This window comes from Nocardioides sp. InS609-2 (assembly GCF_023208195.1).
Taxonomy (GTDB): domain Bacteria; phylum Actinomycetota; class Actinomycetes; order Propionibacteriales; family Nocardioidaceae; genus Nocardioides.
Genome location: NZ_CP060034.1, coordinates 802,971 through 815,272, shown reverse-complemented (window position 1 = coordinate 815,272; position 12,302 = coordinate 802,971). Strand labels below are relative to the sequence as shown.

The following is a 12,302-nucleotide window of genomic DNA, read 5'->3' as shown; positions in this document are numbered from 1 at the left end:
AGGTTCCATGCGTGTCGGAGTGCTCACCGGAGGCGGGGACTGTCCCGGCCTCAACGCCGTCATCCGCGCCGTCGTGCGCAAGGGCGTGCACACGCACGGCTTCGAGTTTGTCGGCTACCGCGACGGCTGGAAGGGTCCCCTCGAGGGTCTGACGATGCCGCTCGGCATCGAGCAGTGCCGCGGCATCCTGCCGCGCGGCGGCACGATCCTGGGCTCTTCGCGCACCAACCCGTTCAAGCTCGACAACGGGGTGGAGCGCATCAAGGCCAACCTCGAGAAGGACGGCGTCGAGGCGCTCGTCGCCATCGGCGGCGAGGACACGCTCGGGGTGGCCACCAAGCTCGCCGACCTCGGCGTCAACGTCGTCGGGGTGCCGAAGACGATCGACAACGACCTGTCGGGCACCGACTTCACGTTCGGCTTCGACACCGCGGTCAACGTCGCCACCGAGGCCATCGACCGGCTGCACACCACCGCCGAGTCGCACCACCGCGTGCTGGTGGTCGAGGTGATGGGTCGGCACGCCGGCTGGATCGCCCTGCATGCCGGCCTCGCGGGCGGCGCCAGCATGGTGCTGATCCCCGAGCAGCCCTTCGACATCGACGAGGTCTGCGCTCACGTCCAGACGCGGTTCAAGAGCCAGTACGCCCCGATCGTCGTGGTCTCCGAGGGAGCCGTCCCGCGGGAAGGCGGCGACATGACGCTCGTGTCGGGGGAGAAGGACGCCTTCGGACATGTCCGTCTCGGCGGCATCGGTGACCGGCTGGCCAGCGAGATCGAGCACCGCACCGGCAAGGAGGCGCGCGCCGTCGTACTCGGGCACATCCAGCGGGGTGGCACCCCCACCGCGTTCGACCGGTGGCTGGCCACCCGCTTCGGGCTCCACGCGATCGACGCGGTCGCCGACGGCGAGTTCGGCACGATGATGGCGCTGCGCGGCACCGACATCGTGCGGCTGCCCCTCATCGAGGGCACCGGCGAGCTCAAGCTCGTCAGCGAGAAGGAGTACGCCGAGGCGCAGGTCTTCTTCGGCTGACCGGCGCCGGGCGGGGTCCGCTTGTTGAGTGGGTAGTCCGGGGCAAAATGCACCTCCCCTGGCGGAATCAGGTACGGATTGCCCCGGACTATCCCGTCGCGCGACGCGAGTCCCGTCAGCGGTGCTGGAACTTCGAAGTGATCTGGGCCACCATGGGCGGCAGCCGGGACCTGCTGCCCGGCCATCGGAGGGAGCAGCCCGTGAGTGCCAGCGAGACCCCGACCACTGATGTGAACGGTCCCGAGCCCGACCTCAAGCGCGTCATGGGCCCCCGGCTCTTGCTGCTGTTCATCGTTGGCGACATCCTCGGAGCCGGTATCTACGCCGTGGTAGGCGAGATGGCGCTCGAGGTCGGAGGAGTCGTCTGGCTGCCGTTCCTGGTCGCGTTCGCGGTCGCCACCATGACGGCGTACTCCTATCTCGAACTCGTCACGAAGTACCCGCAGGCGGCCGGTGCCGCGCTCTACACGCACAAGGCCTTCGGGCTCCACTTCGTAACGTTCCTGGTGGCCTTCGCCGTGGTCTGCTCGGGTATCACCAGTGCCTCGACCTCGTCCAACCTCCTGGCCACCAACCTGCTCACCGGCCTCAATGCGCTGGGGTTCGACGTCTCTGAAGGCAACACCGCGATCACAGTTGTGGCTCTGGCCTTCATGGTCTTCCTCGCCGGGGTGAACCTGCGCGGGGTCGGCGAGAGCGTCAAGTTCAACGTGGTGCTCACCCTGGTCGAGATGGCGGCGCTGGTCATCGTGATCGGCATCGGCTTCTTCGTGATGGCGAAGGGAGACGCGGACCTCGGCCGGATCGTCGTCTTCGAATCGGGCTCGGACCGTGGCCTGTTCCTCGCGGTCACGGTGGCTACCGCGATCGCCTTCTTCGCGATGGTCGGCTTCGAGGACTCCGTGAACATGGTCGAGGAGGTCCACAACCCACAGCAGGTCTTCCCGCGGATCATGCTGACTGGTCTCGGGATCGCAGTCGTGTTCTACATCTTGGTCGCCATCTCGGTGATCGCGGTGATCCCTGAGGGTGACATCGAGGGTGTCGTGAGCAACGAGGGCAAGGTGCTCCTCGAGGTTGTCAGCCGCGGCGCGCCAGGCATCCCGGTCGACAAGATCTTCCCGTTCCTGACCGTCTTCGCGGTCGCCAACACCGCCCTGATCAACATGCTCATGGCCAGCCGGCTGCTCTATGGCCTCGCCAACCAGGACGTGTTGCCTCGCACCCTCGGCAAAGTCCTCCCGAACCGCCGCACCCCATGGGTCAGCATCGCCTTCTCAACGCTGCTCGCCCTGGGTCTGATCATCTTGGTGACCTTCGCGGCAGACACCAGCGTGATCACCGCGTTGTCCGGCACTACCGCGCTCCTCTTGCTTTGCGTCTTCAGCGTCGTCAACGTGGCGTGCGTCGTACTGCGTCGCGACGCCTCGCCCGAGGACGGGTTCAAGGCGCCAACCTGGGTGCCGTACGTCGGCGCGGTGGCCTGCCTGTTCCTTGTCGGCCCCTGGGCGCGTGACGCCGAGGACTACATCCAGTACAAGATCGCGGCCGGCCTGCTCGGACTCGGCATCGTGCTCTGGGCGCTCACCTGGCTCACCAACCGCGGCGTCCGCGCGAAGAAGACCGGCTTCCGCGACATCGAGCACATGGAGGACATGGACGACCGCTGAGGGTCCACTCGCCCTCTCGCCCAGTGGCCACGAATCGGTCGGCCTCGGCCGGTCGCCGTACGCTGGATGTCGTGAGCACCGTCCCCTCCCTCGAGCACCTGCACGCCATGGGCGCGAAGCAGCAGCCGTCCTACCCCGACCGCGACGCTGTCGACGCGGCAGTCGCCCGCCTGCGCAGGGTGCCGCCGCTGGTGTTTGCCGGTGAGTGCGACGAGCTGAAGGCCAAGATCGCGGCCGTCACTCGGGGCGAGTCGTTCCTCCTGCAGGGCGGGGACTGCGCCGAGACGTTCGACGGCGTCACCGCCGACAACGTGCGCAACAAGCTGCGCGTGCTGCTGCAGATGGCGGTCGTGCTGACGTACGCCGCGTCCGTGCCGGTGGTCAAGCTCGGCCGGCTCGCGGGCCAGTACGCCAAGCCGCGCTCCTCCAATGACGAGACCCGCGACGGCATCACCCTGCCGGCCTACCGCGGCGACGCCGTCAACGGCTTCGACTTCACCCCCGAGTCGCGGATCCCCGACCCGCAGCGGCTCGTCGACGTCTACAACTCCTCGGCCGCCACCCTCAACCTGGTGCGCGCGTTCGTCACCGGTGGGTACGCCGACCTGCGCCAGGTGCACACCTGGAACACCGACTTCGTCCGCGACTCGATCGCCGGTCAGCGCTACGAGCTGGTCGCCGCCGAGATCGACCGGGCGCTGACCTTCATGCAGGCGATCGGCGCCGACCCCGACGAGTTCCACCGCGTCGATTTCCACTCCAGCCACGAGGCGCTGGTGCTGGAGTACGAACACTCCATGACCCGCACCGACAGCCGCACCCAGACGCCGTACGACGTCTCGGCGCACTTCGTCTGGATCGGCGAGCGCACCCGCCAGCTCGACGGCGCGCACGTCGAGCTGCTCAGCCACATCAAGAACCCCATCGGCGTGAAGCTCGGCCCGACCACGTCGCCCGACGACGCCATCGCGCTCGCCGGCAAGCTCAACCCCGAGAACGAGGCCGGCCGGCTTACCTTCATCACCCGCTTCGGCGCCGGCAAGATCCGCGACGGCCTGCCGACGCTGGTCGAGAAGGTCAGCGCGGCCGGGCTCAACGTCGCGTGGGTCTGCGACCCGATGCACGGCAACACCTTCGAGGCTTCGTCCGGCTACAAGACCCGTCGTTTCGACGATGTCATCGAAGAGGTCCAGGGTTTCTTCGACGTGCACCGCGCGGTCGGCACCTGGCCCGGCGGCGTCCACGTCGAGCTCACCGGTGACGACGTCACCGAGTGCGTCGGCGGTGGCGAGGAGCTCGACGAGGCCGGCCTGGCTGACCGCTACGAGTCGGTCTGCGACCCGCGGCTCAACCGGGTCCAGTCGCTCGAGCTCTCGTTCCTCGTGGCGGAGATGCTGCGGAAGGCCTGAGGCCAGCAGACCGCAAGCTTTGCGAGCGAGCTGGGTCGGCCGAAGGGGTTGAGCAAGCCCCGCGTCGAAACACGAGGTGCGTCGCTCGGACATCGACCACGACGGTAGGTTCGGCCCCGTGATCGACCTCCGCTCCGACACCCTCACCAAGCCCACCGACGCGATGCGGGCGACGATGGCTGCCGCGCCGGTCGGCGACGACGTGTACGGCGAGGACCCCACCGTCCGCGAGCTCGAGGACCGCGTGGCGGGGATGTTCGGCCACGAGGCCGCTCTGTTCACGCCCACCGGGTCGATGGCAAACGTGCTCGCGGTGCGGCTCGGCGCGGGGCCGGGCACCGAGGTGCTGTGCGAGTCGTCGGCGCACATCGCCCGCGCCGAGCTGGGCGCGCACGGCGCCTACAGCGGCGTCACCATGCGCACCTGGACTCATCCGCGCGGCGGCATCGACGTGGCCGCCGTCGAGGCGATGTGGGCTCCCGACATGGGGCCGTTCTTCGTGCAGACGCGGATGGTCTCGATCGAGAACACGCACAACTTCGCCGGTGGCACGGTCCTGCGCGCCGACGACATCAAGCCACTCCTCGCGCTCGTCGATGAGCACAACGCCTGGCTGCACATCGACGGCGCCCGCATCTGGAACGCCCACGTGGCCACCGGCACCCCGCTGCTCGAGTACGGCGCGTGCGCCGCCGTGCTGAGTGTCTGCCTGTCGAAGGGGCTCGGCGCCCCCGTCGGCTCACTGGTCGTCGGGGGCCGCGAGGCGATCGCCGAGTCGCGCATCTGGCGCAAGCGCATGGGCGGTGGCATGCGGCAGACCGGCATCCTCGCCGCCGCCGGCCTGTACGCCCTCGACCACCACATCGAACGGCTGGCCGACGACCACGAGCACGCCCGGCTGCTGGCCGAGGCCTGCGGTGTCGATCCGACCGGAGTCGACACCAACATCGTGGTGGTGCCGCGCGCCGACGCGGCGGCGTTCGTGGCCGCTGCCGCGGACGAGGGAGTCCGCATCTCCGCGGTCGGGCCGCGCGCCGTACGCATCGTCACGCATCTCGACGTCACCCGCGCAGACGCCGCGCGCGCCGCCGCGATCCTCGCCCGGCTGGCCTAGCTGGCTGCCGAGCCGATCAGCCGGACGTCACTGACCGGCGTGAAGTCGCGGCCGTCGTCGTCGCCCGGCGCCGAGACGCTGGTCAGGGTGAGCGTGACCGATGAGGTGACCACGCCGCCGTCGACACCGATCGTCTGCAGGGCCGGGTTGTCGATGAGGTCCTGGCGCAGCGTGCTGCCGTCGTCGAACCCCCAGGTGACCGAGTCGATGCGGCGGTTGCGTGGGTACCAGTTGACCGAGCCGTCGATCTTGGCATACCCGTTGACCAGGCCCACCGACACGAGTCGGGTCGCCTCGGGCAGGGTGAACGTGAGCACGACGCCGGTGCCGTCGCCCGACATCCGCCACGCGGTCGACGGGTTGCCGTCGAGCATGTGCACGGCGTCGTACGTGACCGCATTTCCGTCGATGTCCTGGTTGGGCGGGGCCGTGTCGGGAGCGGTGGCCGTTGCCGCCTCGGTGATGTCGGCTGCGTCGGCGGGGAGCTCGGCCGGGGCCGGCGACTCGGGTGCACCGTCACCGGTGCTGCCGGACGCGCCGTTCGAGCCGGCTGCCTCGTCGTTGGCAGGTCCGCCGCTGCCGTAGGTCCAGCCGATCATCGCCGCGATCACGGCCAGCAGCAGCCAGCCGAGCAGCCACGGCAGCCAGCGCGGGACCTCGCGGGGCGTGCGCGTGGCGCGGGCGGGATCGGGCTCAGGAGCGAGGGCGACGGGCTGGACCGGCTCCGGGGCCGGCGGCGGCAGGAACGCCGAGCCGCTCTCGCGGTCGCGCACCATCGTGTCGTTGCGCCAGTCGTGCTCGGTCGTCGCGGCAGCGTCCTCGGGCAGCGCCGCTCCACAGTTGGTGCAGAAGCGGCCGAGGCCCAGCTCGTGGCCACAGGCGGCACAGGTCGTCATCGGCAGATCCTCCAGGCGTCCAGGACGCTCGACAGACTAGGCAGGCGGCGCCGGGTTTGCCCAACCGGTCCGCCAGACGGCGTCACACGGCGATGTGGGTGACTTCGCCCTCGATCTTGCGCCGGGGCGCCAGCTCTACTACCAGCATCGCCCCGAACACCATCAGCCCGCCGACCATCAGCCGGCCGGTCACCGACTCGCTGCCGAGCAGCACCGCGAAGAACGCGGCGAAGACCGGCTCCATGCTCATGATGATCGCGCTGCGGGTCGGCGGCAGGTGCGCCTGCGCCCACGTCTGCGCCACCAGCGCCAGCGCACCGGCGAAGACCGCCATGTAGATCACCGACAGCCAGTCGCGGCCGGTGCTGGGCAGCACGATGCCGTCGGGGATCGTGGCGACGAAGCAGACCACCGTGATCACCATGATCTGCACGATCGTCATGCCGACCGCCTCGCCCGCCCGCGACCATGCGCCGAGCCCGACGATGTGCAGCGCGTAGAGGATGGCGGCCAGCAGCGTCAGCGCCTCGCCGTACCCCACGGAGAGGCCCTGCAGCGTCAGCACCCCCAGTCCGGCGGTGGCCAGCGCGACGGCCAGCCAGGTCATCAGGGTGATCTTGCTGCGCAGCAGTACGGCGGCCAGCAGGGGCGTGAACACGACGTACATGCCCGTGATGAAGCCGCTGACACTGGCTGCCGTGTGCGCGAGCCCGGCGGTCTGGAGGATCTGCGCGACGCCGTACAGCAGGCCCAGCACGAGCGCGTGCTTCCGCGACTCGGACGAGAGCCGGCCCAGCGCCTTCGGGAAGCCGACCACCAGCGCGACCGAGGCGATCGCGAACCGGACCGCCAGGAAGTCGAGCGTCGGCACCCGGTCGAGCAGATCCTTGATGAGGAAGAACGTCGAGCCCCAGCACGCCGTCGTGGCCAGCAGTGCCAGCATCGCGAGCACCGTCGTACGACGTGACTCGTCGTGGCAGACGGGGTCGACGGGTGCGCTGCTGCTCATGCCCGGAACCCTAATGACAGGGGAGGATTCCCGACGAAACGCTAAATCAGGTACAGCGTGACCGTGGAGCCCTTGGGCACCAGCTCGCCGGCATCGGGATCGGAGCTGAAGACGAACCCGACACCGATGTAGTTGTCGGAGTTCTCGACGTCGACCTCGAAGCCCAGCGCCTCCAACCGTTCGGTGGCCGCCTCGACGCCCATCGCCACCACTTGCGGGACCTCGACCAGCTCAGGCCCCTTCGACACGACGATGGTGACGGTCTCGCCCTTGAAGAGGGTGCCGCTGGTGGGGTTCTGGCCGATGACGAGACCGGCGGGCACGGTGTCGCTGTACTCCTCCTGGTCGCGGTCGACGACCAGACCACGCTTCTCCATCACCTGCTCGGCACGGTCGGCGCTCTTGCCGGTGAAGTCCTTGAGGTTCAGTGGCTTGCGGCCCAAGCTGACGACGAGGTTGACCGCCGCGTCGGGCTTGAGCGAGGTGCCGGCGACGGGGTCGCTCGCGATCACGACACCCTCTGGCGCCGTCTCGCTGAACGTCTCGATCGCCTTGCCGAACGCAAGGTTGCTCCTGAGCAGCGCGTCCTGTGCCTGGTCCAGCGTCTGGCCGGTCACCTCCGGCACGGCATAGCGCTCAGGCCCGGCCGACAGCACCAGGGTGACGGTGCCGGCGTCGAGCACGCGGTCGCCGGGCTCTGGATCGGTGGAGAGCACGAGCCCGGCTGCGACGCTCTCGGAGTACGCCGGGTCGCCGACGTCGCTCTCGAGGCCGGCCTTGGTCAGCTCGGCCTCGGCAGTCGCCTGCTCGACACCGAGTACGCCGGGCGTCGTGGTGTAGCGAGCCGACCCGAACCACCAGGCACCACCGGCGAGGGCGGCCACCAACAACACGGCCAGGAGGAGCGTGATCGGGCCGCGGCGCGAGCGCCGGGGCCGCGCAGCCACCGGCCCGGAGTCGGCACGGGGAACGGGCAGCCGGTCGATGCCACCGCGCGGAGCGGGCACCACCGACGCGGGCAGCACCGGGACGGCCGTGGTGCGGTGCTCGACCGGCTCGTGACGCACCTCAGCGAGGTCGCTGGTGTCGAGCCACTCGGGCCCGTCGTCGAGGTCGGGCAGGTCGACCACGTCGGCGCGTATTGGCATCAGGTCGGCGACGAGCTCGGGGTCCTCGGGCACGCCGGCGCCGAGCGCCTGGCTGACCCGGTGCAGCTGGTGCAGGAGTACGGCGGCGTCGGCGGGCCGCTGGCCACGATCGCGAGCCGTGGCCCGCGCGACCAGCGCGTCGACGTACGCCGGGAGGCCGGGGACGATCGCCGACGGCGGCGGGACGTCCTCGTGCACGTGCTTGTAGGCCACCTGGATCGGCGACTCGCCCTCGTGCGGCTTGTGGCCGGTGAGCAGCTCGTACATCACCACGCCGGCGGCATAGACGTCGGCGCGGGCGTCGGAGCGGCCGTCGATGACCAGCTCGGGTGCAAGGTAGGAGACGGTGCCGATGAGTACGCCGCCCGTCGCGGTGTGCTGGGTGTCGGTGCTGACCGCCTTGGCCAGTCCGAAGTCGGCCACCTTGACCCGGCCGTCGTCGGCGATGAGCACGTTCTCGGGCTTGATGTCGCGGTGGATCAGGCCGGCGCGGTGGGCGGCGGCAAGGGCCGAGAGCACGGGCTCCATCAGCGCCAGCGCCCGCGACGGGGACATCGGCGCCTCCTTGCGGATGACGTCGCGCAGCGTGTGGCCGGGGACGAGCTCCATCGCCAGGAAGACGACGCCGTCCTCCTCGCCCTGGTCGAAGACGCCGACCACGTTGGGGTGCGAGAGCTTCGCTGCCGCGCGCGCCTCGCGCACGAAGCGAGCGGCGAACTCGTCGTCGTCACCGAGTCCGGGGTGCATGACCTTGATGGCCACGACGCGGTCGAGCCGGATGTCGGTGGCTTCGTAGACGCTGGCCATGCCGCCGCGGGCGATGCGCGGTCCGATGCGGTATCTGCGGTCCAGCAGACGACCCACCAAGGGGTCGCCGGATGAGGCGCGGACAGTGCGGGCGCGCTCGTCTGGCTCCACGGCTGGACCTCCGTCTGCCGGATGGGGAAGGATCCGGGAGCTCAATCGTACGGATGAGCGTCGCTCGTGGGCCAACGCGCCGGGTTGCGGCGTGGCGTGAGGGGTCGCTCAGGCCGACGGCTGGCCGGTGGACACCGACGTGCTCGTGCTCGGCGGCGACCGTGAGGCGACCGATCTCGTGCAGGCGCTGGCCGACGCCATCCCGGGCATTCGCGGGGTCTTCGCCGCCCGGCTGCGAAACCCCACCAGGTCGAGGCACTGAGCGTCAACCTGATCAGCATCAACCGCCGTTACCAGGCTCACGCAGGTGTGAAGCTCTCGGATGTCCGATGAGACGGCCAGCAGTGGCAGAGTTGTCCCCATGAGTGAAGAGCCCGACCTGTCCGTGCTGGTGCCCGAGTGGATCGACTGGGCCGAGACCGGCCGCCGGCTCGGCGTCTCGGTCAGCCGGGTCCGCACGATGATCCGCGAGCACGAGCTCGCCGCCGCCGTACCCTCACCGGGTGCCGGGCAGCAGGTGCCCGCCGACTTCGTGCAGGACGGCCTCGTCGTCAAGGGCCTGCCCGGACTGCTCACCGTGCTCCACGACGGTGGGTACGACGACCGCGAGAGCATCGCCTGGCTGTTCACCGACCTCGAGCTGCCCGGCCGGCCGATCGACGCGCTGCGCGAGAACCGCGGCGCCGAGGTCAAGCGCCGCGCCCAGTCGATGGCCTTCTGACCGTCGTGGCCGCCGTCCGGGACCACTAGGGTCGCTGGACATGAGCAACAAGCGGGCGCTGCTCGGACTGCTCGTCGCCGTCGCGGTGCTCGGGATCATCTGGTCGGCCAGCGGTGACACCGAGCCTGAGCCGGCGAGCGCCGGCAACGACTCCGTCAGCGGGTTGCCGGTCGTCCAGCTCTCGACGCTGCCGCCCGAGGCGGCCGAGGCCGTCGCGTTGATCGACGCCGGCGGGCCGTTCCCGTACCCGGAGCAGGACGGCTCGAGGTTCGGCAACTTCGAGGGCCTGCTGCCCGGCGAGATCGACGGCTACTACCGGGAGTACACCGTGCCCACGCCCGACTCCGACGACCGCGGCGCCCGCCGCATCATCGCCGGCGAGCAGGACGAGCTCTACTGGACCGAGGACCACTACAGCAGCTTCGAGAGGATCGCTCGATGAGTGGACTGGCGGCACTGCTGGCCGGGCACACCCCCGCCGGCATCTACACCTGGCACGGCGCCTTCCCGGCCGCCGACGTGCAGCACACCGTCGAGCACGCGGGCTGGCGCTTCGCCCGCCTCGACGGCGTCGGCACCGAGTCGAAGCAGGAGTTCCTCGAGGGCATCGGTCAGGCGCTCGGTTTCCCCGACTACTACGGCCAGAACTTCGACGCCCTCGCCGACCTGCTCTCCGACGTCGACGGCGGCGACCAGGACGGCGTCGTACTCCTCTGGGAGGGTTGGGCCCCCTTCGCCCGCGCCGACGAACGCGCCTTCAGCGTCGCCCTCAGCGTGCTCGGCACCCGCGTCAACGCCGAGCGCGGCGGACCGTTCTCCGTGCTGCTGCGCGGCGAGGGCCCGGACGTGCCAGGCGTTTCCAGCCTCGACTGATCCGCGAGTCAGCGGGTGAGCTCCGCCATCGCGTCGAGCCGGGTCAGCTTGTGCGGGTTGAAGATCGCGTAGATCCGACTGATCCGGCCGTCCTCGATGACCAGGTTGATCGCGCCCTTGAGCTCGCCGTCGAGGTCGATCCGCGCGGCGCGGGCCCCGTTGACCCACACCGTGTCGACGACGGCGCCCGGCGCGTACTGGCCGAACCTGGTGAGCAACTGGGCAACCCGCAGGGCACCCTCGATCGGGTGCCGCGACGCGTTCACCACGCCGCCGCCATCGGCCCGGACCACGACGTCAGGGGCGAGCACGTCGAGCAGCTCCTGCAGCTCGCCACCCTGCAGGGCGGCGAGGAAGCGCTCGACGACGGACTCCTGCTCGGCCCGGTCCACCTGCATCCGCGGCCGCCGCGCGGCGACGTGGTCGCGGGCGCGCCGCGCGATCTGCCGCACCGCGGCCGGCGACTTGCCGACCGCGTCCGCGATCTCGTCGTACGGCGTCTCGAACACCTCACGGAGCACGAACACCGCCCGCTCGGCCGGCCCGAGCGTCTCGAGCACGGTCAGCATCGCGATCGAGATGCTATCGGCGAGCTCGACGTCGTCGGCGACATCGGGGCTGGTCAGCAGCGGCTCCGGCAGCCACGGGCCGACGTAGTCCTCGCGACGCCGCGCGAGCGTGCGCAGCCGGTTGAGCGCCTGCCGGGTCACGATCCGCACCAGGTAGGCCCGCCCGTCCCGGACGTCGGCCCGGGCCGCGTCGCCCAGGTCGGCCCAGCGCAGCCAGGTCTCCTGTACGACGTCCTCGGCGTCGGCCGCCGACCCGAGCATCTCGTAGGCGACCGTGAAGAGCAGGCTCCGGTGGGTGACGAAGGGGTCGTCGCTCATGCCTGCGACGCTACGCCGATTCGCGCCTCCGGCGCCGCGCCGCTCGGCTCCGCGAGAGGCGCCAGCCCGCACGCAGTCGCGTAGCCCTGACCCTCGATGCCGAGGGCGACGTTGGTCCGCGCCATCTGGTTCGCGATGGAGATCCACACGGTGAGCTCGACCAGCCCGGGGGCCCCGAGCTGCTCGAGCAGGCGGGCGGAGAGCTCGTCGGTCACGGTGGGCGGGGTCTGCGACGCAGCCTCGGCGTACTCGAGGACGTCTCGCTCCAGCGGCGAGAAGGCGCCGGACTCCCGCCACCGCGGCACCTCGCGCGCCTTAGCGACGTCGAGCCCCTCGTTGTGTGCCTGGAAGTAGCCCAGGTCGAGGCAGAACGAGCAGCCGATCAGAGCGGCCACGGCCATGTGGGCGTAGGACTTCAGGTCCTTCTCGCACTCGTGCCACGAGGCGGCCTTTCGGCCGAGGGTCATGCCGGCCTTGAGCGAGGCGGGGTGCTGCCACATCACGCCGAGGGGCTCGGGCACCGTGCCGAACATCTTCTTGCTGAACCTCTTCACGAGAGCGCCGTAGACGCCGGTGATCTCCGTGCTGGGGACTCGGGTGTTGCTCGTCATGTCTCCTCCA

Annotated in this window: 13 protein-coding genes; 8 read left to right on the top strand and 5 right to left on the bottom strand. The window is 70.2% G+C overall.

Features of this window, described 5'->3' with window-relative positions; translation table 11 throughout:
- Positions 1–7 precede the first annotated feature (7 nt).
- From H4Q84_RS04315 to H4Q84_RS04300, 4 genes are all read left to right on the top strand, one after another.
- On the top strand, positions 8–1,036 hold the full coding sequence (locus H4Q84_RS04315) for a 6-phosphofructokinase (protein ID WP_248582177.1): 1,029 nt from the start codon (positions 8–10) through the stop codon (positions 1,034–1,036).
- Positions 1,037–1,236: 200 nt separating this feature from the next.
- Entirely contained in the window at positions 1,237–2,706 is a 1,470-nt protein-coding gene (locus H4Q84_RS04310; RefSeq protein WP_248582176.1) for an APC family permease, read from the top strand.
- A gap of 71 nt (positions 2,707–2,777) precedes the next feature.
- Entirely contained in the window at positions 2,778–4,115 is a 1,338-nt protein-coding gene (locus tag H4Q84_RS04305; protein ID WP_349238404.1) for a 3-deoxy-7-phosphoheptulonate synthase class II, read from the top strand.
- A 118-nt stretch (positions 4,116–4,233) separates the two neighbouring features.
- On the top strand, positions 4,234–5,229 hold the full coding sequence (locus H4Q84_RS04300) for a threonine aldolase family protein (protein ID WP_248582175.1): 996 nt from the start codon (positions 4,234–4,236) through the stop codon (positions 5,227–5,229).
- On the opposite strand, the gene H4Q84_RS04295 is transcribed toward H4Q84_RS04300, so the two are convergent.
- From H4Q84_RS04295 to pknB, 3 genes are all read right to left on the bottom strand, one after another.
- Positions 5,226–6,125 carry a hypothetical protein gene (locus H4Q84_RS04295; protein WP_248582174.1) on the bottom strand — a complete coding sequence of 300 codons (900 nt, stop codon included), beginning with the start codon at positions 6,123–6,125 and terminating at the stop codon, positions 5,226–5,228. The two genes, H4Q84_RS04300 and H4Q84_RS04295, sit on opposite strands and share 4 nt — an antisense overlap.
- An 82-nt stretch (positions 6,126–6,207) precedes the next feature.
- Positions 6,208–7,134 (bottom strand): DMT family transporter, encoded by a 927-nt coding sequence (locus H4Q84_RS04290; RefSeq protein ID WP_248582173.1) that lies wholly within the window; start codon positions 7,132–7,134, stop codon positions 6,208–6,210.
- Positions 7,135–7,175: 41 nt separating this feature from the next.
- Positions 7,176–9,200 carry a Stk1 family PASTA domain-containing Ser/Thr kinase gene (gene pknB, locus H4Q84_RS04285; RefSeq protein WP_248582172.1) on the bottom strand — a complete coding sequence of 675 codons (2,025 nt, stop codon included), beginning with the start codon at positions 9,198–9,200 and terminating at the stop codon, positions 7,176–7,178.
- A gap of 127 nt (positions 9,201–9,327) precedes the next feature.
- Between pknB and H4Q84_RS23120 the strand changes: the two genes are divergently transcribed.
- The 4 genes from H4Q84_RS23120 to H4Q84_RS04270 all read left to right on the top strand — a co-directional run bounded on the left by H4Q84_RS23120 (position 9,328) and on the right by H4Q84_RS04270 (position 10,794).
- Positions 9,328–9,462, top strand: coding sequence for a hypothetical protein (locus tag H4Q84_RS23120; RefSeq protein ID WP_282580309.1), 135 nt, complete (start codon positions 9,328–9,330; stop codon positions 9,460–9,462).
- Between the two features lie 99 nt (positions 9,463–9,561).
- Positions 9,562–9,921 carry an Rv2175c family DNA-binding protein gene (locus tag H4Q84_RS04280; RefSeq protein ID WP_248582171.1) on the top strand — a complete coding sequence of 120 codons (360 nt, stop codon included), beginning with the start codon at positions 9,562–9,564 and terminating at the stop codon, positions 9,919–9,921.
- Between the two features lie 40 nt (positions 9,922–9,961).
- Positions 9,962–10,363, top strand: a complete 402-nt coding sequence (locus H4Q84_RS04275; RefSeq protein WP_248582170.1) for a ribonuclease domain-containing protein — start codon at positions 9,962–9,964, stop codon at positions 10,361–10,363.
- Positions 10,360–10,794, top strand: coding sequence for a barstar family protein (locus tag H4Q84_RS04270; RefSeq protein ID WP_248582169.1), 435 nt, complete (start codon positions 10,360–10,362; stop codon positions 10,792–10,794). The genes H4Q84_RS04275 and H4Q84_RS04270 overlap by 4 nt, the downstream gene beginning before the upstream one ends.
- Before the next feature lie 8 nt (positions 10,795–10,802).
- On the opposite strand, the gene H4Q84_RS04265 is transcribed toward H4Q84_RS04270, so the two are convergent.
- Together H4Q84_RS04265 and H4Q84_RS04260 are read right to left on the bottom strand one after the other, a co-directional pair.
- Complete coding sequence (locus tag H4Q84_RS04265) at positions 10,803–11,681, bottom strand: RNA polymerase sigma-70 factor (protein ID WP_248582168.1); 879 nt, start codon at positions 11,679–11,681, stop codon at positions 10,803–10,805.
- Positions 11,678–12,292, bottom strand: coding sequence for a carboxymuconolactone decarboxylase family protein (locus tag H4Q84_RS04260; RefSeq protein ID WP_248582167.1), 615 nt, complete (start codon positions 12,290–12,292; stop codon positions 11,678–11,680). The genes H4Q84_RS04265 and H4Q84_RS04260 overlap by 4 nt, the downstream gene beginning before the upstream one ends.
- Between the last annotated feature and the right edge of the window lie 10 nt (positions 12,293–12,302).

What these genes read in the sequence shown, in the direction of transcription:
- H4Q84_RS04315 (WP_248582177.1), top strand. Translation starts at nt 8, where the DNA reads ATGCGTGTCGGAGTGCTCACCGGAGGCGGGGACTGTCCCGGCCTCAAC.
- H4Q84_RS04295 (WP_248582174.1), bottom strand. Translation starts at nt 6,125, where the DNA reads ATGACGACCTGTGCCGCCTGTGGCCACGAGCTGGGCCTCGGCCGCTTC.
- H4Q84_RS04290 (WP_248582173.1), bottom strand. Translation starts at nt 7,134, where the DNA reads ATGAGCAGCAGCGCACCCGTCGACCCCGTCTGCCACGACGAGTCACGT.
- H4Q84_RS04280 (WP_248582171.1), top strand. Translation starts at nt 9,562, where the DNA reads ATGAGTGAAGAGCCCGACCTGTCCGTGCTGGTGCCCGAGTGGATCGAC.
- H4Q84_RS04275 (WP_248582170.1), top strand. Translation starts at nt 9,962, where the DNA reads ATGAGCAACAAGCGGGCGCTGCTCGGACTGCTCGTCGCCGTCGCGGTG.
- H4Q84_RS04270 (WP_248582169.1), top strand. Translation starts at nt 10,360, where the DNA reads ATGAGTGGACTGGCGGCACTGCTGGCCGGGCACACCCCCGCCGGCATC.
- H4Q84_RS04265 (WP_248582168.1), bottom strand. Translation starts at nt 11,681, where the DNA reads ATGAGCGACGACCCCTTCGTCACCCACCGGAGCCTGCTCTTCACGGTC.
- H4Q84_RS04260 (WP_248582167.1), bottom strand. Translation starts at nt 12,292, where the DNA reads ATGACGAGCAACACCCGAGTCCCCAGCACGGAGATCACCGGCGTCTAC.